22 protein-coding genes, 1 tRNA gene and 1 pseudogene are annotated in these 17,637 nt (G+C 66.5%); 7 read left to right on the plus strand and 17 right to left on the minus strand.

Annotated elements, in window-relative coordinates:
• Positions 1-10 precede the first annotated feature (10 nt).
• Positions 11-1,621 (minus strand): DUF4118 domain-containing protein, encoded by a 1,611-nt coding sequence (locus VE759_RS08255; protein ID WP_324930174.1) that lies wholly within the window; start codon positions 1,619-1,621, stop codon positions 11-13.
• 102 nt (positions 1,622-1,723) lie between these two features.
• Between VE759_RS08255 and VE759_RS08260 the strand changes: the two genes are divergently transcribed.
• Positions 1,724-2,266: a nitroreductase family deazaflavin-dependent oxidoreductase gene (locus VE759_RS08260; protein ID WP_324930177.1), complete on the plus strand. Its 543-nt coding sequence runs from the start codon at positions 1,724-1,726 to the stop codon at positions 2,264-2,266.
• A gap of 176 nt (positions 2,267-2,442) precedes the next feature.
• Positions 2,443-2,763, plus strand: a complete 321-nt coding sequence (locus VE759_RS08265; protein ID WP_324930181.1) for a hypothetical protein — start codon at positions 2,443-2,445, stop codon at positions 2,761-2,763.
• 127 nt (positions 2,764-2,890) lie between these two features.
• Here VE759_RS08265 and VE759_RS08270 read toward each other — a convergent pair whose 3' ends face one another.
• Complete coding sequence (locus tag VE759_RS08270; protein ID WP_324930268.1) at positions 2,891-3,211, minus strand: helix-turn-helix domain-containing protein; 321 nt, start codon at positions 3,209-3,211, stop codon at positions 2,891-2,893.
• Here VE759_RS08270 and VE759_RS08275 point away from each other — a divergent pair.
• A complete protein-coding gene (locus VE759_RS08275; RefSeq protein ID WP_324930276.1) occupies positions 3,094-3,372 on the plus strand; it encodes a hypothetical protein in 279 nt (92 codons plus the stop codon). The two genes, VE759_RS08270 and VE759_RS08275, sit on opposite strands and share 118 nt — an antisense overlap.
• Positions 3,373-3,650: 278 nt before the next feature.
• Here VE759_RS08275 and VE759_RS08280 read toward each other — a convergent pair whose 3' ends face one another.
• Positions 3,651-3,812: a hypothetical protein gene (locus VE759_RS08280; protein WP_324930183.1), complete on the minus strand. Its 162-nt coding sequence runs from the start codon at positions 3,810-3,812 to the stop codon at positions 3,651-3,653.
• A 562-nt stretch (positions 3,813-4,374) separates the two neighbouring features.
• The gene (locus tag VE759_RS08290) at positions 4,375-4,650 is read right to left on the minus strand and encodes a hypothetical protein (protein ID WP_324930186.1); all 276 of its coding nucleotides are present in this window, start codon (positions 4,648-4,650) and stop codon (positions 4,375-4,377) included.
• A 931-nt stretch (positions 4,651-5,581) separates the two neighbouring features.
• Here VE759_RS08290 and VE759_RS08295 point away from each other — a divergent pair.
• Positions 5,582-5,830: pseudogene (locus tag VE759_RS08295) on the plus strand (site-specific integrase); the annotation flags it as partial.
• Here the strand turns inward: VE759_RS08295 and VE759_RS08300 are convergent.
• From VE759_RS08300 to VE759_RS08315, 4 genes are all read right to left on the minus strand, one after another.
• Positions 5,794-5,922, minus strand: a complete 129-nt coding sequence (locus VE759_RS08300; protein ID WP_324930189.1) for a hypothetical protein — start codon at positions 5,920-5,922, stop codon at positions 5,794-5,796. The pseudogene VE759_RS08295 and the gene VE759_RS08300 sit on opposite strands and share 37 nt — an antisense overlap.
• 170 nt (positions 5,923-6,092) lie before the next feature.
• A tRNA-Ser gene (locus tag VE759_RS08305) sits at positions 6,093-6,183 on the minus strand.
• Between the two features lie 10 nt (positions 6,184-6,193).
• Positions 6,194-6,688, minus strand: a complete 495-nt coding sequence (locus VE759_RS08310; RefSeq protein ID WP_324930191.1) for a nucleoside deaminase — start codon at positions 6,686-6,688, stop codon at positions 6,194-6,196.
• A complete protein-coding gene (locus VE759_RS08315) occupies positions 6,685-7,215 on the minus strand; it encodes a tRNA adenosine deaminase-associated protein (protein WP_324930194.1) in 531 nt (176 codons plus the stop codon). The genes VE759_RS08310 and VE759_RS08315 overlap by 4 nt, the downstream gene beginning before the upstream one ends.
• Positions 7,216-7,298: 83 nt before the next feature.
• On the opposite strand from VE759_RS08315, the gene VE759_RS08320 reads away from it, so the two are divergent.
• Positions 7,299-8,258, plus strand: coding sequence for a prephenate dehydrogenase (locus VE759_RS08320; RefSeq protein ID WP_324930197.1), 960 nt, complete (start codon positions 7,299-7,301; stop codon positions 8,256-8,258).
• On the opposite strand, the gene VE759_RS08325 is transcribed toward VE759_RS08320, so the two are convergent.
• The 5 genes from VE759_RS08325 to VE759_RS08345 are packed head-to-tail and all read right to left on the minus strand — an operon-like array spanning position 8,221 to position 12,273.
• The gene (locus tag VE759_RS08325) at positions 8,221-8,814 is read right to left on the minus strand and encodes a putative glycolipid-binding domain-containing protein (RefSeq protein ID WP_324930200.1); all 594 of its coding nucleotides are present in this window, start codon (positions 8,812-8,814) and stop codon (positions 8,221-8,223) included. The genes VE759_RS08320 and VE759_RS08325 overlap by 38 nt on opposite strands.
• Positions 8,811-9,590 carry an ABC transporter permease gene (locus tag VE759_RS08330; RefSeq protein ID WP_324930271.1) on the minus strand — a complete coding sequence of 260 codons (780 nt, stop codon included), beginning with the start codon at positions 9,588-9,590 and terminating at the stop codon, positions 8,811-8,813. The genes VE759_RS08325 and VE759_RS08330 overlap by 4 nt, the downstream gene beginning before the upstream one ends.
• Entirely contained in the window at positions 9,587-10,243 is a 657-nt protein-coding gene (locus tag VE759_RS08335; protein WP_324930203.1) for an ABC transporter permease, read from the minus strand. Before VE759_RS08335 ends, VE759_RS08330 begins: the two co-directional genes overlap by 4 nt.
• A gap of 3 nt (positions 10,244-10,246) precedes the next feature.
• Complete coding sequence (locus VE759_RS08340; protein WP_324930206.1) at positions 10,247-11,344, minus strand: ABC transporter ATP-binding protein; 1,098 nt, start codon at positions 11,342-11,344, stop codon at positions 10,247-10,249.
• A complete protein-coding gene (locus tag VE759_RS08345; RefSeq protein ID WP_324930209.1) occupies positions 11,341-12,273 on the minus strand; it encodes an ABC transporter substrate-binding protein in 933 nt (310 codons plus the stop codon). The genes VE759_RS08340 and VE759_RS08345 overlap by 4 nt, the downstream gene beginning before the upstream one ends.
• 101 nt (positions 12,274-12,374) lie before the next feature.
• Between VE759_RS08345 and VE759_RS08350 the strand changes: the two genes are divergently transcribed.
• A complete protein-coding gene (locus VE759_RS08350; protein WP_324930212.1) occupies positions 12,375-12,767 on the plus strand; it encodes a LapA family protein in 393 nt (130 codons plus the stop codon).
• Here VE759_RS08350 and VE759_RS08355 read toward each other — a convergent pair.
• The 3 genes from VE759_RS08355 to VE759_RS08365 are packed head-to-tail and all read right to left on the minus strand — an operon-like array spanning position 12,764 to position 15,355.
• Positions 12,764-13,702 carry an alpha/beta hydrolase gene (locus VE759_RS08355; RefSeq protein ID WP_324930215.1) on the minus strand — a complete coding sequence of 313 codons (939 nt, stop codon included), beginning with the start codon at positions 13,700-13,702 and terminating at the stop codon, positions 12,764-12,766. The two genes, VE759_RS08350 and VE759_RS08355, sit on opposite strands and share 4 nt — an antisense overlap.
• Before the next feature lie 7 nt (positions 13,703-13,709).
• Positions 13,710-14,732 carry a phosphotransferase family protein gene (locus VE759_RS08360; RefSeq protein ID WP_324930218.1) on the minus strand — a complete coding sequence of 341 codons (1,023 nt, stop codon included), beginning with the start codon at positions 14,730-14,732 and terminating at the stop codon, positions 13,710-13,712.
• A 17-nt stretch (positions 14,733-14,749) separates the two neighbouring features.
• A complete protein-coding gene (locus VE759_RS08365; RefSeq protein WP_324930221.1) occupies positions 14,750-15,355 on the minus strand; it encodes a histidine phosphatase family protein in 606 nt (201 codons plus the stop codon).
• Positions 15,356-15,397: 42 nt separating this feature from the next.
• Here VE759_RS08365 and VE759_RS08370 point away from each other — a divergent pair, with 42 nt between their 5' ends.
• Positions 15,398-16,159: an SDR family NAD(P)-dependent oxidoreductase gene (locus tag VE759_RS08370; protein ID WP_324930274.1), complete on the plus strand. Its 762-nt coding sequence runs from the start codon at positions 15,398-15,400 to the stop codon at positions 16,157-16,159.
• A gap of 16 nt (positions 16,160-16,175) precedes the next feature.
• Here the strand turns inward: VE759_RS08370 and VE759_RS08375 are convergent, their stop codons facing one another.
• Positions 16,176-17,594, minus strand: coding sequence for a CYTH and CHAD domain-containing protein (locus tag VE759_RS08375; protein WP_324930224.1), 1,419 nt, complete (start codon positions 17,592-17,594; stop codon positions 16,176-16,178).
• Positions 17,595-17,637: the final 43 nt, after the last annotated feature.

The following is a 17,637-nucleotide window of genomic DNA, read 5'->3' on the forward strand; positions in this document are numbered from 1 at the left end:
GTCGGCACACCTAGCCGTCACCCGACTGGCTCTCGAGCGGGATAGTGATGTGCAGCAACGTCCCGCTTCCGGGCGGACTGGTGACCCGCAGCTGCCCGCCGACGGCCTCGACGCGGTCTTTGAGGCCGATCAGCCCGGAGCCTCTCCGGGCGTCGGCTCCGCCAATTCCGTCGTCTTGAATCGACACGTGCAGGGCCGCGTCGATAGTTCCGGCGCGAACGTCTACTCGGGAGGCTTGGGCGTGCTTGGCGGCGTTGGTTAGCGCCTCGGCCACCACGTAGTAGGCGGCGATTTCCACAGCGTCGGGTAATCGTCGCTCAATCGTCACGTCGAAGGCGACCGGCACCGCAGACCGGCGGGCCAGCGACTTCAGCGCGGAGCCCAGTCCGCCCTCGGAGAGGATGGCGGGGTGAATCCCGCGGGAGATCTCCTGCAGCTCGGTTGTGACGCCGGTCAGCCCGGACGCGAGATCGGACAGTTGCATTTTGAGGTCGTTCTGCTCGGAGGTCACCGAGCGCTCGACCATGCGGGCCTCCAGTCCCAAGGAGACCAGCCGTTGTTGGGCTCCGTCGTGCAGGTCGCGTTCCAGTCGGCGGCGGGCGTCATCGGCGGCCGCGACGACGCGTGCACGTGAGGCGATCAGCTCGGCCCGGGTGGCGGCGTTGGCCAGCGCGGTGGCGACCAGATCGGCGAAGTCGCCGATGCGTTGCTCCGTGTCGGCAGGTAGTGGCTCGGGTCGTGACGAGCCAACAACGGCGATCCCCCACACGCGTTCATCAACGAAGATCGGAGCACCCACCCGAGAGCGCAGGCCCAGCTCACGAACCCGTGCGGCAAGGGAACCCGCGGCGCCCTCGTAGCTATCCATCCGCGCGTCGCGCTCGGTGCGTAACACGATCGCCGCGACACTGTCGCCCTCCAGTGTCAGCCGCTCGCCCACCGGTATGCCTCGCATGCCTGGTTGGGCGTAGGAACCGACAACGATCGCCGCGCCGTCAGGCTCATAGCGAAACACCTCGGCGTCATCCACATCCAGGCAGCGGGCCAGGCCCTCGGCGACCGCCGCGAACACCTCGGGCGGGCTGGCCCCGCGTGCCACCAGGACCGCCACCCGGCGCAACGCTGCCTGCTGCTCGGCCAACACACGGGCGCGCGCAACGGCACGATCAGACTCGCTGCGCCGTTGATCGGCTAACGCGGCACGCGATCGGGCCACGCCGGCGAGGGCGCTGGTCATCAACCCGACCACCAGAAAGGTGAGCACCGCCGTCTGGTCCTCGGCGGTACCCAAATTGAAGTGATAGAGCGGCGGCGTATGAAAGTAGTCGTTGGCCAGGACGCTGGCCACCGCGGTCGCCACCGTCAGCCATAGCCCCCATACACTCGCGACCACCATCACGCCGAGCAGATAGACCACCAGCAGGATGTCCGCGTGGCTGACCAGCTTGAGCGGGTACACCACCAGGGTCTCTGCCGCAACCAGCAACGCAGCAACCGCGCACCCGACTGCCAGCGGCGGAGGCGTCGGGCGCAGCACTACCGCCAGCAAGCGGTCACGCATCATCGACGACACCAGCCGGGTCGCCGTCGCTTCTTCGTCATTACCCGAGCTCGCACCCATCTCGGCGTACGTGAAATGAGGCCGAAGGCCCAAGCATAACCGCCGAGCAGCAACCACAACGAGGCAGCCAAATCTGCCCTATGCGAATATGATCAGCCCACCATGTCCGGCGATACCCTCAACGGGATTCCCCGTGTCGACCTTCACGCCCGCCCGGTGTGGAAGCGGAACCTGGCATGGTGGACCGGTGGCCAACTTTTTGCCACCAAGGCCGCTTCCGCGGTTTGGCGCAAGATCGCCGCACCACTTGACGTCCCGATCATTAAGGCAACCCGCGGGCGCGCGCGACTTAGTCCGGCGCTCCCGATCGTGGTCTTGACGTCGATCGGTGCGCGCACCGGCAGGCGCTGGGAGACGCCGCTGGCGTACTTCACCGACGGCGACGACGTCGTTGTGATCGCCTCGAATTATGGCCGCGAACGGCACCCTGCTTGGTATCACAACCTGCTCGCCCATCCGGAATGCGAGTTGCACATCGGGCCTCACGGTGGACCATTCGTGGCCCGTGAAGCCGAGGGCGCCGACCGTGATCGGCTGTACGCACTCGCCGTGGATCGCCTTAACAAGGGCTGGGCTCGCTACGAGCAGCGAACCAACGGGATCAGGACGATCCCAGTCATGCGGTTGACGCCCGCGCCGAACTAGCGACTGGTCCGCCGGTGTAGCAGCTACCGGGAAGGCTGACATTCCGGTCAGCCAGGGCCCTTGTTGGGTGTCAGCCGCGCAGACATTCGGTCGTCAGCGCGCAATTGTCGGGAGCATAGCGGCTTTTGGCAGACCCATCACGTGAGACATCGAGAACAGTAGGAAGCGAGCACGACATGAACAGCCTGAAAGCAAAGGTCGCGTCGGCGGCGCTTGCACCCCTCGCGCTGGCGGCGATCACGGTTGCCGCAGCTGCACCAGCGGCGGCGGCGAGCGCCACAGTGGCCGGCTACAGCTACTGGAATGCCGACGAACGCGCCGGCGGCACCGGAATCGACCCCGGGTCATCGACGCCGGGCGACAGCGATCCCGGCGCCGGCCCCAAACTCGGCGAACGTGCCGGCGGCACCGGAATCGACCCCGGGCCATCGGCACCGGGCGACACCCAGAGCGGCCCCGGCGACCAGGGCGGCGGCCAGCCCGCCGGCGCGTACTGAATCGCCGTCGCCGCCCGCGCTGCGTGAGCGGCGTTGAACTGGCCTAATAGCCCGGCTAATGCCCGCATAACTGTGGCGGTGGCGGAGGGATTGAACCCTATTCAGCTACCTGATCAGTGAGTCGTCTTCACCACAGGTCCGGCCGCCAGCAAAGGTTCCGCGAGCTGTCGCCACGGCGGTACATCACACGCCTGCCGAGCTTGACTGACGGAGGGCCGCCCTGTCCCAACGCGCGCCAGTATCGCAATGTGCCCGCCGACAGCCGCGTCATCTCGGCCACGTCGGCGACGGTGAGAAGTTCACTATCCCGCTGCCCCGCGGTTCCCCGAGATGATCGGCGTGCGTCCTGCTGGCAAGGATGGGGTGCAGGTCGATGCGCGCTACGAGGGGCATGAGCAACACGGCGAGGCGTCGTTTCACGCGGATCCGGCCGACCGCAGGATCGAATGGGCCGCGCCGAGCGGTTATCGCGGGTGGATGAATGTCGACCCAGACGGTGCGGGCTCACGGCTGACGCTGTTCCTTGAGACCATCCACGGTTCTGAGCGCGATTACGACATCGCAGCCACGCTCGGCGCGATACGCATGCTGGTCGAGTCCGAGGTCTGATCGCCTCGCCGACGTCGGCGGCAGCAGCCGCGCCGACCTCGCACCCAAGTCAGCCCCACACATCCCGCGGTCATCGCCCGCTAGGACCAAGGCCTGCTGCTGGTCGGCCCGCGCCGCGATCGCCGCGTGTTCAGCCTCGCGCTCGAACGCGCTGACGGTGGGCCGGCCACCACCAGCGGGCGAAGTACACCAGCACAATGGCGGCCAGCGCGGCGACGATCCACCAGAAGTACGCGCCCACGAAACCGACCAACAGCCGACGAGCCGGGCCAGCAACCTCATCGGACGCTCAGCCCATCTCCGCGCTGCACGCTCACGATGTCTTCGCCGGGGTAATGCAACGCATGGGTTTGGAGCGCGTCGTCCGCGTCGGCGGCATAGACCTGGCGCACACTCAGCCGCTCGCCGAACCAGCTCTCGATGATGTAGACGTCGTTCATCCGACCTGCTCCCCGTTCTGTGAAGAATAGGGCGCGAGCGTAGCGCCGACGGGCGACAACTTCCGACCGCGCGGGCGAAGTCGTACCCTCCGTCGTCCGTGGACTCGGGCTCGATCTCGTTGTTGTTGATGGAGCTTCATGGTCGTACTTGCTCCCCTCAGAGATGCGGCAAGCCAGGAGCTTCGGCTCTGCTGGTTGATGTGCCTACTTCCCCACCGCGATCTTGGACAACGCCGCCGCGATCTGCCGGTTACGTCCTTGCGCTGCCGCCAGCACGGCCCCGGAATGCCCGAGGTCATGGCACCGAAGTCCGGGGCCGTTGGCAGCGGTGCGAGCTGTGTTCAACCGGCGGTAGAGCCTGGACCGCCACCCAACTCAACACCGCCAGCGTCGACGCTGCCATCACCGCCATGCGGGCCCTGGTCGAACAGCGCACGACCTGGTCAAGACCCGCACTCAAACCGTTACCGGCTACATGCTTTCAAAGCCATGACACCGGCGCGGCGGTGGCTGAGCCACTGGTAATGATGCAGAGAATCAGCACCATCTCGTTCACCTCGTATCAGTTGTTCGACGGCGGGCATGCGACGTCGACGTAGACGGTGGTGAAGGTTGTCGGGCTTGCGGAATCACCGTGGACACCGGTGACCGTGCACTGCGACAGCGGGGCAGTTACCGACCCGTTGAGTTGCACGTTGTAGCCCTGGGCTTGCAGGCTGTTCACGGTCTCGGAGGCCGACGAGCCTCCAGTGGGAGCCGCTGCAGCAACGCCCGCCAATCCCAGCGCGGTTGCTGCGAGGGCACCGACCGTGGCGGTCGCGATAGTGAAGCCCTTCATCGTCTTGATCCCTTTGTTGGTACCGGAGTGTGCGGCGCGGAATCGACCGCTGCGTAGGATTCGCAAGCCGCGGCTGGTATATAGAGCGGGGCAAGGGAGTGTAGCGCCGCTCATGCTGTCAGCCCTCTCGAGCCACCGGGTATTCCATGCTTTTTTCATGTGGACCGTTCCTCCTCATTCGTATGTCGGTCTTGGCCGGCAACGTGCTAGCCATGACCGACTCTTCCGGTTTTGGGCACGGACGTCTGTCGGATGACTGGTGGATGTGCAGGACGAACTACGGCTCCACCGATCGGTGGACGTCCGCCAATTTCTTGGGAGACAAATACGTACTGAGGCAAGCACGTAGGTACTAAGGCAAGCACGGCCGGCCCAGACGCCAAGGCTAAACGCCGGGGCCAGATTTCACGCCAACTGAAGTCAGCGCTGGAAGAGGTACTCAACGATGTCGACGATTGAGAAGTACGAAATAACGAGCGGAGCAACGCGTTAACGCGTCCGCTACCGCGCACCCGACAACAGGTCGACGCAGAAACGCGGCTTCAAACGCAAGATCGACGCGGAGCGGTGGGCCAACTCGGTAGAAGTCCACATGATGACGGGCCAGTACATCGCGCCGTCACCCTGACCCGAAAGAAGCAACACACCGCACCGTCGCACTACCGGATGCTCGAGTCTGCCTGGCGCATCCACCTTTCCCCACGCTGGGGCAAGGTCGCGGTTGCTGATGTCGACCTGCTCAGCATCGAGGCGTGGATCGTCAGCATGGGAGCCAAGGGTGCCGGTGCGACGACAGTGCTGCGGGCGCACGGGGTGTTAACCGGCGTCCTTGCCTGTCCGCGGATGACGTGTACCGGCTCGCCGACGAATCGGGCAACACCGGACGCTAGTGCTGGTGTTGGCCTACACCGGTATTCGGTGGGGAGAAGCAGTGGGACTCCGCATACGCGACGTGGAATTCCTGCGTCGTCGGCTCAACGTCAACGAGAACGCCGTGCAACTTGGTGTCAGCCACGCTGTCGGTCCAACGAACGGCCGCAAGGCCCGGTCAGTCCCGGTCCCCGCATTCGTGCTGGACGGGCTGTCAGTGCAGTGCGGGGGCAGGGCTGCTGGCGCCCCGGTGTTCCCCGGGCCGGATGGCGGCTACCTGCCGCGGCCGAAGTCGTCAGGCGGGTGGTTCTCCGCCGCGGTCAGGAGAGCCCAGGTCCAGACGATCACGCCCCACGATCTGCGGCACCAGCGGATGCTCGGGCACACGTCGGCAAAGGTCACACTCGACACCTATGCGGATCTGTTCGACGGCGATCTGGACGCGGTCACGGTCACTCTGGATAGCCGGTATTCACGTGAAAGTGTGGCGAAAATGTGGCCACTGGGCGGCTCGCAGCAATGCCAGCAAACACAGCAACCAGATTGTACCTGCATAGACAGGCAGAGAGCTTTGGCGGTGGCGGAGGGATTTGAACCCTCGGACGGGGGTTACCCGTCACACGCTTTCGAGGCGTGCTCCTTAGGCCGCTCGGACACGCCACCGCGCAGCAGTTTACCGGCCGTCGAGCCGGCCACTCCAATCACTGCCGCTCGAAGAACGCTGCCGCTCGAAGAACGCCTCCAGCGGCGCCGCGCACTCCTCGGCAAGCACGCCGCCGCGCACCTGCGGCCGGTGCGTGAGCCGACGGTCGCGCACCACGTCCCACAACGATCCGACCGCACCGGTCTTCGGCTCCCACGCCCCGAACACCAACCGCGCCACCCGGGCCATCACCAGCGCGCCGGCGCACATCGTGCACGGTTCAACCGTCACCGCCAGCGTGACCCCTTCCAGCCGCCAGCCGTCGCCGAGCGCCTTCGCCGCCTCACGCATCGCGAGGATCTCGGCGTGGGCGGTCGGATCACCCAACGCCTCGCGGGCGTTGACGGCCCGTGCCAGCTCAATCCCTTCGGCGCTGAACACCACCGCACCAACCGGGACGTCGCGCGGACCGGCGGCAGCGGCGGACTGCAGGGCGATCCGGATCAGTTCCTCGTCGGTTTTCACCGATCGAGCTTGTCGAGCACCGCCGACAGCTCGTCGGCAAACCCCATTCGCTGCGCGATCATGCCCAGCTGCTCGTCGGGGTACAGGTCGGTCTCGGCGAGGATGACGCCAAGCACCGCCTCGGGCAGGCCGATGTCGGCCAGCAACCCCAGGTCGCCCTCCTCCCAGGGCTCGGTTTCCTCGAGGTCCTCCGGGTCGATATCCGGCACCGGGATGTTCATCTCATCGAGCGCCTCGGCGGCGATGTCGTAATCGAGAGCGGCCGTCGCATCCGACAACAGCAACCGGGTGCCGGTCGGTCCGGGACGAACGATCACAAAGAATTCGTCGTCGACGTCAAGCAATCCGAAAACCGCGCCGGCGCTGCGCAGTTCGCGAAGCTCCGTCTCGGCGGTGACGAGGCTTGTCAGCGACTTCGGCCGCATCGGCGAGCAAAGCCACTTGCCCTCCTCCCGGACCACGGCAACCCCGAAACCGTCGGGGATGTCCGCGGCCTGATTCTGCGCCGGAGCCCGCTGTGGTCCCATGGGCGCTTACGCTAGTCCTCGATTGGCTGGCTTGACCACTATCCCGCCTCGGCACACCCAGCGAATATGTCAACCTTGAGAGCGTGACCAAGCCACCCGTTTGTGTGCTGGGCCTCGGGCTCATCGGTGGGTCGGTGGTACGCGCAGCAGCCGCGGCCGGCCGGGAAGTCTTCGGCTACAACCGGTCGGTGGAGGCCGTCCAGGCCGCGCGATTCGACGGGTTCGACGCCACCACCCACCTCGACGAGGCGCTCAACCACGCCGCCGAGCGTGATGCCCTAATCGTCCTCGCGGTGCCCGCGCCTGCGTTGCCGATCCTGCTCGGATACATCCGCGATCTCGCACCCAGCTGCGCCCTGACTGACGTCACGAGCGTGAAAGGCGCTGTGCTGCAGGAGGTTCAAAAAGTAGATCTGCACCCGAGTTTCGTCGGCGGCCACCCGATGGCCGGCACCGCGTACTCGGGCTGGGCCGCCGGGCATGCCGAGCTGTTCGTCGGCGCACCGTGGGTGGTCGCCGTCGACGACCGTGTCGACCCCCGGGTGTGGCTTTCGGTCACGACGTTGGCGTTGGATTGCGGTGCCGTCGTCGTCCCGGCTCGATCCGACGAGCACGACGCGGCCGCGGCGGCGATCTCGCACGTGCCGCACCTGGTCGCCGAGGCGGTCGCGGTCACCGGCTCCGAGGTACCGCTCGCGTTCGCCCTGGCCGCCGGCTCGTTCCAGGACACCACGCGGGTCGCGGCCACCAACCCTGAACTGGTGCGGGCCATGTGCGAAACCAACGCCGGGCAGGCGCTACCCGTCCTCGACCGCGTCATCGAACTGCTGACCCGGGCCAGGACCTCACTGGTGAGCAAGGGATCCGTCGCCGAGTTGGCGGAAAGCGGCCACGCCGCCAGGGCCCGCTACGACGGCTTCTGGCGCTACGACATCGTCGGGATCACGGTTGGCGACGAGGACTGGCGCGAGCAGCTGGCCGCGGCCGGACGAGCCGGCGGGGTCATCAGATCCGTTCCGCCAGGCCCGGGTAATCCAGGATAAACCCCTCGGCGTCGACGGTCATCGTCGCGTCGGCGACCGGCGAGTGCACCTTGATGCCGTCCGAGCCGGCGCTGTAGGAGATCGTCGCCGGACGGACGACCAGTTCGGGCAACATCACGTAAACCACCGGCACGCTCACGGATTCGCTCTTGGTGTGCAGGCCGAGCCGCCGGATCGGCAGCGCGTTGAAGAAGGGGCTGAACACCACGTCCACGTCCAGCGCCCCGTCGTAGCCATCCCGCGACGAGCCGTGATGGGTCTGGACCGTCCACATGTCTTCCTCGTCGCGCGCGATCGACAGCTGCCGGTCTCGCTCGGCCAACATCAGACTCAGTGACAACCGCGTCGTCGCTCCACGCTCATCGGTCACCAGATCGTAGGAGGCACTGAACGCCGGATGTTGCGCCGTTGCGCCGGCCACGATCCTGCCGTGGGCCTTTATCCGCTTGCCGGACAAGCTAACCCGCGTCGACTCCATGCGCGGAACATCGCGGGCGCGCCAGGTCAGGATCGCTGGCCAGGCGCTCGCATTCGCTTCAGACGGGGTCGCGCTCACCCATCTACGGTAATCGACAAATCGACTCGGTCGCCGCTGCTCTGCGAAGTGCGCTGCTTCCGTGTTGTCGCCGACACCGACGCAATGTCGTCCAGCAGCGGCTGGGGCAATCGCCGAAACCGGCCGGTGCCCGGCACGGAGGCCCACACCGCGAATGCCAGCAGCCCGTCAAGCACGAGAGCCAACACCGTGACCATCAACGCCCCGACCAACGCGATGTAGAACTGGCGAATCTTGATGCCGTCGATCAGATACCGGCCCAGCCCGCCCAGGCTCGCGTAAGCGGCGATGGTTGCAGTCGCGACCACCTGCAGCGTCGCCGAACGCAGGCCACCGACTATCAACGGCAGCGCGTTGGGCAGTTCGACTCGAAACAGCACCCGCGTCTCGGTCATGCCCATCGCCCGGGCGGCGTCCACCACCGTAGGGTCGACGTTCGCGATGCCCGCGTAGGTGCCCGCCAGCAGCGGCGGGATTGCCAGCAGCATCAGCGCCACCGTGGGCGGCACCAGCCCAAGCCCCCACAGCAATACACCCAGCAGCAGCACGCCGAGCGTGGGCAACGCGCGCAACGCATTGACGCTGGTGACGACGACGAGCGTGCCGCGCCCGGTGTGCCCGACAGCCATGCCGATCGGGATGGCGATCACCGCCGCGACGGCGACCGCGACCACGGTGTACTGCAGGTGCTCGAGGATTCGGGCGGCAAGCCCGGCACCGCCGCCCCAGTTGGCCGCGGTGAAGATGTACGACAAGGCCTGCTGTAGAAAGTTCACCGCGCGCGCGCCCCGACCCGGCCGGCACGCACCCACGGCGTCGCCAGCCACCCGGCGAACATGATCAGCGTGTCGATCACGATCGCAAGCACGAAGATCGCAATGATGCCCGCGATGATCTGGTCACTCTTGTCGGCCTGGTAGCCCTCGGTGAACCAGGTGCCAAGGCCGCCGATGCCGATCACCGACCCGACCGCAACCATCGAGATATTGGTCACGGCTACGACGCGCAGGCCGGCGGTGAGCACCGGAATCGCCAGCGGCAGTTCAACTTTGAGCATCCGTACCAGCGGCCGGTAACCAACCGCGGTTGCGGCGTCACGCACCTGTGCCGACACCGCGTCCAGCGCCTCGGGCACCGCTCGCACCAGCAGCGCGGTGGTATACAGCGTCAGCGCGACGATGACGTTGGCCTCATCGAGGATCCGGGTCGGAATGATCAGCGGCAGCGCGACGAACAGGGCCAGCGACGGGATCGTGAATACGATGCTGGCCGTCACCGTCGTCAGCCGCCGGATCGTCTTGGTGCGCTGCACGATTGCGCCAACCGGCACCGCGATCAGCAAGCCGAACAGAATCGGAATCAACGACAGTCGCAGGTGAATCACCGTCAGCGCCCAGGCGTCGTCGAGGTGGGTGAACAGATAGCGCACCGGTTACCCCTGCCGCTGGGCCTTCAAGATCGCTACCACATCGTCGGCGAGCACGCCGCCGATGGGCCGCCCGTCAGCGTCGACCGCCACACCCAATCCCGACGGTGACGACAACGCAGCGTCCAGTGCCTGTCGCAGCGAACCGTCGGGACGGAACAGCGAGCCCCCCGCGATGGTGCTGTCGTACAGCGAACTGCCGTCGCGGTGCAGCGTCACGCCGCTGGCGTTGATCCACGCGTACGGGGTCCCGTCCGGTTTGTTGACGAGCACCCAGTCGTTCGGGCCGAGTGTCAGGTCGTTGATCTCTGGTTCGGTGACGGTGCGGACCTGGTGCAGCGGCAGACCCGTCGCGTGGCGGAACTGTAGACCGCGATAGCCGCGGTCGGCGCCGATGAAGCCGGCGACGAAGTCGTTGGCCGGGTTCGACAGCAGCCGCGCCGGCTCGTCATACTGCTGCAGGACGCCTCCCGGGCCGAACACCGCGACCTTGTCCCCCAGCTTGAGGGCCTCGTCGATGTCGTGGGTGACGAACACGATCGTCTTGTGCAATTCGCTTTGCAGGCGCAGCATTTCGGCCTGCAACTCCTCCCTTACCACGGGGTCGACGGCGCTGAACGGCTCGTCCATCAGCAAGATCGGCGGGTCGGCGGCCAGCGCACGGGCCACGCCGACGCGCTGCTGCTGGCCCCCCGACAGCTGCGCCGGATACCGGGCGGCCAGTTTGGAGTCCAGGCCCACCCGCTCGAGCACATCCAGCGCTGCCTTGCGGGCCCTCCGGCGTGGTTCACCCTTGAGCACCGGGACGGTCGCGACGTTGTCGACGACGCGTTGGTGCGGCATCAGGCCCGCGCTCTGGATCACGTACCCCATCCCGAGCCGAAGCTTGACTGGGTCGGTCTTGGTGACGTCGGTGCCGTCGACGGTCAGCGTCCCCGACGTGGGATCGATCATTCGGTTGATCATCCGCATCGAGGTCGTCTTGCCACAGCCGGACGGCCCAACGAACACTGCAAGCGTGCCATCAGGCACCTCGAGCGTGAGGTCGTCGACGGCGACCGTCCCGTCGGGGTACTGCTTTGTGACGTTGTCGAAGGTGATCATTTCGCGATCGGCTTGTCGAATCCGTTGTCGTGTATCCACTTTCGCGCGGCCACGTCAGCGTCGACCCCGGCGTTGCCGGACACCGCGGTGTTGAGTTCGATGAGACCCTCGGTGGTCAGCTTGGCCGAGACGGCGTCAAGCACGGTCTTGAGCTGGTCGGATTTCTTCTGGGAGCTCACCAGGGGCACCACGTTCGCCGCCAGGAAGTTGTTTTTGGGGTCCTCGAGGACGACCAGGTTGTTCTGCGGGATAGCCGGTGAAGTGCTGAAGATATCCGCGGCCGTCACCGTTCCGTCCAACAGCGCACGTACCGTAGCCGGTCCCCCGCCGTCGTTTATTGAAACGAAGTTGCTGGGCGCGATGTCCAGGCCATACTTCGCCTTGAGCCCCGGCAAGCCCTCCGTGCGGCTCTGGAATTCCGAAGGGCCGCCGAACTTCACCTCAGGGGAATGCGCTGCGAGGTCTGCGATTGTTTTGAGATTCCATTTCTGCGCGGTGGCCTGACTGACCGACACTGTGTCGGTGTCCGATGCCGGTGACGGTGTCAGGATCGACAAATCGCCCGGCAGCACTCGCATCAAGGCCAACTCGACGGCGTCGGGAGCAGTCACGGCGGTTTTCGGGTCGAAGTACTGCAGCAAGTTGCCGGTGTACTCGGGCACCAGATCGATGGAGTGATCCTTGACCGCCGGGATGTAGGTTTCACGGCTGCCGATGCCGAACTGGCGGCGGACCCTGAAGCCGTTGGCCTCCAGCGCCTGCGCGTAGATCTCGGCGATGATCTTGGACTCCGGAAAGTCGGCCGAACCGACCGCGATCGACTTGAGATCTCCCGATGCGCTGCCCCCGCCCAGCGGGTTGGAGCTGCCGCATGCGCCGCATATCAGCGCGAGCACCGCGACCAGCACCGCCATCCTCGCACCGCGCATCCTGTAGAACCTATCGGCAGGGCGCGGACGACGCCGCGCTTTGCCGCATCGTGGCCGCGTCGGTTGTTTGATTCCTCGATGTAAGGGGCAAAGATGAGATCATGAGCCGCTCATCTGCCGAGCCACCGTCGTCTACTCCGCGACCGGACTCGTCGCCCAGTCGACCGGACTCGAAGTCTACGACCCCACCCGAGACCGTTGCCGTCCCTCCGGGATACACCGTTGCACCCGAGTCCGCGGTGAAGTTCACTCGCCTGGCAGCGCTGTGGTCGGCCCTGATCATCGGGTTTCTGATCCTGATCCTGCTGCTCGTGTTCATCATGCAGAACACCGACTCCGCGACGATTCACTTCCTCGGTTGGGCGTGGCAGTTGCCGGTGGGCGTGGCGATCCTGTTGTCCGCGGTCGCCGGCGGGCTGGTGACCGTGGCCGCCGGGACCGCGCGGATTTACCAGTTGCATCGCGCGGCGAAGAAGAACCTGCTCGGACGCTAAGCCGCAGGCCTGAGGTCCGCCTGGGCCCTGGCGAGTTCGTCGACAACGACGTCCGGATGGGTGTAGGGGATCATGTGGTTGCCGTCGACGGTCACCAGCCGCACGCCGGGCAGCGTCTGCGCGAGTTGTCGGGCATTTTCGATCGGCACCAACTTGTCGCCAAGCGCCGCGATTTCGACCGACGGCACCCGAATGTCGCTGACGTTGTCGTCCAGCCAGCCCATCGTCTGGTCGTATTCGAGCTGCTCGCGTGCGAACGCAGCGACGTTCCCCGGTGTCAGCGTCACCGACATCAGGCGCCCCTCGTACGCCGGGTCCACCGGCGCCGGTTCGAATGCGCGGCGCGCCCCGAAGTGCGCGGACAGCCGCAGCGCGACGTTGCCGAACGTGTACTTGATGATCGACTTCACCACCGGCAGCTGGCTGAATTCAAGGTAACGCGCCTGCAGCAGATCCATCGTTTCCGACCTGTCGCCGCCCCCGCTGGGTGCGGTCAGAATTAGTTTCGCAACGTCCTGTGGGTATCGCCGGGCCAAGCCGAGCGCCAACCCGCCTCCGAACGACCATCCGACCACGACCGCCGGGGTCGCCGCCAGGTTCGTGAGGAAGTCGTGCACAAGATCGATCTGCTCCCGATATGGCAGCCAACCGCCCTTCGACCACCCGAATCCCGGTCTGTCAATCGTAAATACATGCAGCCCAGGCAGTCTGGGAATAAGTGTGTCGAAGTCACGGTGTGTGCCGGGCAATCCGTGCAGCATCAGCACCGGCACGCCATGGCCGGGGTGCTCGACGTAGTGGATCTCCCTGTCGTGCAACGCGATATAACGGCCCTCGGCGGCCGGCATCGCGGGGAGCCGCGCCACCGTGAGGTTGGCGGCGACGATCCCTGCGGCCAGCAGCACCGCCGCCACCAGCACCGTCTTCTTGATCAATTAGCCCTCAACGTGCCTTCAATGCGTCGAGCCCGGCCGCGATCAACGGTGCGACGACCTCACCGACGCGCTCCGAACCGTCCGACGCACTTCCCATCCGATGCCTGAAGTCGATACCCGCCGCGATGATCGCCGACTTGAAGTAAGCCAGCGACATGTAGAACGGCCAATGTGCGAGCGGCTTCCCGGAGGCAAGCGAGTAACGGTGCGCCAGCTCGTCGGCCGATGGCAGCAGCGGCGACGTCCACGCCGCGTGCGCGTCGACCATCATGTCCAGGGCCCGGTCGCGGTACATGCACATCAGCGCCGTGTCGCTGAGCGGATCACCCAGCGTCGACATCTCCCAGTCCAGCACCGCTCTTATCACCGACGCATCGTCGGAGTCGACGATCGTGTTGTCGATGCGGTAGTCGCCGTGCACGATAGATGTTCGGCTTTGCGGCGGAACGGCTTGCGCCAGAGCAGAATGCAGTCGGTGTACGTCGTTGTCGCGTGGATCGTCGGGCAGCCGCACGTGCTCCCACTGGCCGCCCCACCGTCGCACCTGTCGTTCGAGATAACCGTCGGGGCGGCCGAAATCGCCGAGCCCGACGGCCGCGGGGTCGACTCTGTGCAGGTCGGCCAGCACCCGGATCAACGCGTCGACGCAACGGTCGACCTCGTCCGGGCCGAGCGTCTCCAGTTCGGGCTGGGTGCGAATGACGCGGCCGGGGACGTACTCGACCATCGCGAACGGCGCGCCCAGCACCGAGTCGTCGTTTCGCATCGTCACCGTCTGCGCGACCGGCACGGGCGTGTCCGCCAGCGCGGCGGCCACCCGATACTCGCGGGCCACGTCGTGCGCCGACGGCGTCAGGCCGTGCAGCGGCGGCCGTCTCAACACCCACTTCGAGGCGTCGTCCGCGACGAGAAAAGTCAGGTTGGACCGGCCGCCGGCGATCAGCTCGCCCCGCAGTTCACCGGTTCGCGGGACACCGACCGAGCGGAGGTGGCGGTCCAGCGCGGCGAGATCGAGGCCCTCGATGGTCACCGACCCTGTATAGCGCGCTAGCGGCGATTCCTGGGCAGCAGGTCCCAGACGTGTTCGGTGCCGTTTACCTCGACCACGCTGACACCGCCTTTCCGTGAGTACAGCAATCTCGTCACCGACGCGTAATCGACATTGAACGACAGCAGCCGGGCCGTGCCGAGCACCTCATGCAGGATCACGTTGATCACGCCGCCGTGGCTGAACACCGCGACCGTGTCGTCGTGGTCAGCGGTGGCCACGATGTCATCCACGCCCTCGGCAACCCGGGCGCGGAACGCGTCTTCGTCCACCGCGCTCGGCAGATGGCCCTGCGCGAGCCGCGCCCATTCCTGCGGGTACTCCTCGCGGATCTGCTCGATCGGGATGTACACCGGCAGGTCGCGGTCATACTCGGCCAACCGGTCATCGACGTCAACGGACAAGCCGCGTGCATCGGCGACCGGTGCGGCGGTCTGGATCGAGCGTCGCTGCGGGCTGGTCACGATCCGGGTGATCGGGTGCCGGGCCAGCGCGTGCGGCAGCCGCTCAGCCTGCTTGAATCCCTCCGGGGCCAGCCCGGGATCCGCGCCTTCACCGGGCGCGCTCCGCAACGGCAGTGCATGCCGGATGAACACCAATTGCACGCCCACATCCTGCCGCGCGGGTCGATGGAGCACTATGAGCCGGTGGGTTACGCCGACGAGCTTTTCGACCTCACCGACCGCGTCGTGCTGATCACCGGCGGCAGCCGGGGACTCGGGCGCGAGATGGCGTTCGGCATGGCGCGGTGCGGTGCGGACGTGATTATCGCCAGCCGCAATTACCAGAACTGTGTCGCGACCGCCGAGGAGATCGAGGCGGCCACCGGCCGCGCCGCGATGCCGTATCAAGTGCACGTCGGCCGATGGGATCAACTCGACGGCCTTGTGGCGGCCGCCTACGACCGGTTCGGCAAGGTGGACACGCTGATCAATAACGCCGGCATGTCACCTCTCTACGAGTCGTTGACCGCCGTGCCGGAGAAGCTGTTCGACGCGGTGATCAATCTGAACCTCAAGGGCCCGTTTCGGCTGTCCGCGTTGGTGGGCGAGCGCATGGTGGACTCCGGCGGCGGCACGATCATCAACGTCAGTTCCACCGGGTCGATCCGGCCGCGCGGCGACGCGCTGCCGTATTCGGCGGCCAAGGCCGGGCTGAACGCATTGACGCAGGGGCTGGCGATGGCCTACGGCCCGACGGTTCGGGTCAACACGCTGATGCCCGGACCGTTCGTGACCGACATCAGCAAGTCGTGGGACCTCGACGCCACGCGCCAGCGGGCGCAGATCTTCGCGCTGAAGCGCCTCGGCGAGCCATCCGAAATCGTCGGGGCCGCGGTGTTCCTGGCGTCCGACGCGTCGAGTTTCACCAGCGGGTCCATCCTGCGGGTCGACGGGGGCATTCCCTGACGACGCCGCATCGGCATCACAGTAGGTTTCGCGCCTGTCGGCGGCACTCCTCGGCGATCCGTTGTTCGCGCCCGTACAGCAGCCCGAAGGCGAAGCCGTTCTCACCTGCCGTTGTCCCGGCCGCTACCGCCATCCGCCGCAGCGCAGCGGTGGCCACCACCGTGTCCTGGTGATCGCCGAGCACCGACTGAATCCGTTTGTAGTGCTTGACCGTTCGTTTCTTCTGCGTCGAGTGTCCGATGGGCCTGGACAGCTCTGCGGCGTAGCGGGCGCGCTTGGCCGCCTTGCGCGCCCGGTGCAGCATCGCGTCGTCGCCGTCGGCGAGCCCGGCGGTGAGCCGTCGGTCGGCTTTGCGCTGCGCGCGCCGTGCCCTGCCGATCAGCTTTGCCGTCGCTGTATCGGGATCCAGCGGCGGTTCGGTGCGCCATTTCCGCAGCGTGGCCATGATGGCCAGATAGCGCTGCGACTCCATGGCCTCGCGCACGCGGGCGCGCGCCGGCAGCTCGATGGACTGCAGATCGCTGCCGATGCGCGAGCGCACCGGGCCCAGGATCAGCTCCTCGGGGAATTCGTGCAGCGCGTCGTTGAACCTGCGGCGCTGCACCTGGCAGTCGCGGACGTCGCCGAGCAGTGCCGCGAACCACCGCAGCTCCTCGTCGAGGTCACCGACCGTGGGTCGGTCCAGCAGCTTGCCGAACACCCGAAGCGTGCTGCGTAACCGCCGAATCGCGACCCGCGTGTCGTGGATTGGGTCGTGCCCGCGGCGCAATCCGATGTCGCCGGCCACGATTGCGTCGATCTGCGCGTTCAGGTAGTTCACCAGGGCACGCGCGGCCGGTGACGCGGGCTCGGTGGCTTCGGGCGGCGGTGACACGTGGGCGAGCTTGGACGGATAGCGCGACGGCCGGGCTCCGGCCCGTCTGAGGCGCTCGGTGAGCCGCCTCGGCACCGATGCGGTGCGCGGGCCGAGTTCGACCTCGATCTCCCGCCACACCAGCAGGCGCTCACCCACCGAGGCGCGAACATGGTCGTCGGCGACCTCCGCGCACAGCTCGTCTCGTTTCCGATCGCGGATACGGTAGCGGTCGCGCACGGTGTGAATCGTCGCCACACTGGTCAGGTCCTTGCCCATGCTGATGCCGGTGAGCAGCTCGGTCAGCGAGGCGGGCGGGGTCTCCGTGGCCGTCCAGTGCAATTCGGCCCGGCCCTTGGTGGTGGGAATCTTCAACTGCCAACCGGTGTCGTCATCGCCGGCGCGGCGGCGCAGCAGAATGTGATGGGCCGCTAAGTCACGATCCGACGTGTCGTAGTAGGCGCTGGTCAAGTCGACGGTGTCGTGGTCGACATCGCCGCCGGCGACGATGTCGTCCAGCCTGGGCAGCTCGAAGCGCTCGTCGACGTCCCATTTGTCTTCGCGTTCCAGGACTTCATGCATACGACAAAGCATTTCCGGATGGTCGGCCCGCCAAACCACCTGT

This window comes from Mycobacterium sp., assembly GCF_035640695.1.
Lineage (GTDB): Bacteria > Actinomycetota > Actinomycetes > Mycobacteriales > Mycobacteriaceae > Mycobacterium.

Excerpts from the sequence above, each read along its gene's own strand:
- VE759_RS08260 (WP_324930177.1), top strand. The coding sequence starts at position 1,724 with ATGTCCGGCGATACCCTCAACGGGATTCCCCGTGTCGACCTTCACGCC.
- VE759_RS08345 (WP_324930209.1), bottom strand. The coding sequence starts at position 12,273 with ATGCGCGGTGCGAGGATGGCGGTGCTGGTCGCGGTGCTCGCGCTGATA.
- VE759_RS08290 (WP_324930186.1), bottom strand. The coding sequence starts at position 4,650 with ATGAAGGGCTTCACTATCGCGACCGCCACGGTCGGTGCCCTCGCAGCA.
- VE759_RS08265 (WP_324930181.1), top strand. The coding sequence starts at position 2,443 with ATGAACAGCCTGAAAGCAAAGGTCGCGTCGGCGGCGCTTGCACCCCTC.
- VE759_RS08315 (WP_324930194.1), bottom strand. The coding sequence starts at position 7,215 with ATGGGACCACAGCGGGCTCCGGCGCAGAATCAGGCCGCGGACATCCCC.
- VE759_RS08275 (WP_324930276.1), top strand. The coding sequence starts at position 3,094 with ATGATCGGCGTGCGTCCTGCTGGCAAGGATGGGGTGCAGGTCGATGCG.
- VE759_RS08340 (WP_324930206.1), bottom strand. The coding sequence starts at position 11,344 with ATGATCACCTTCGACAACGTCACAAAGCAGTACCCCGACGGGACGGTC.
- VE759_RS08255 (WP_324930174.1), bottom strand. The coding sequence starts at position 1,621 with ATGGGTGCGAGCTCGGGTAATGACGAAGAAGCGACGGCGACCCGGCTG.
- VE759_RS08350 (WP_324930212.1), top strand. The coding sequence starts at position 12,375 with ATGAGCCGCTCATCTGCCGAGCCACCGTCGTCTACTCCGCGACCGGAC.
- VE759_RS08280 (WP_324930183.1), bottom strand. The coding sequence starts at position 3,812 with ATGAACGACGTCTACATCATCGAGAGCTGGTTCGGCGAGCGGCTGAGT.
- VE759_RS08375 (WP_324930224.1), bottom strand. The coding sequence starts at position 17,594 with ATGCATGAAGTCCTGGAACGCGAAGACAAATGGGACGTCGACGAGCGC.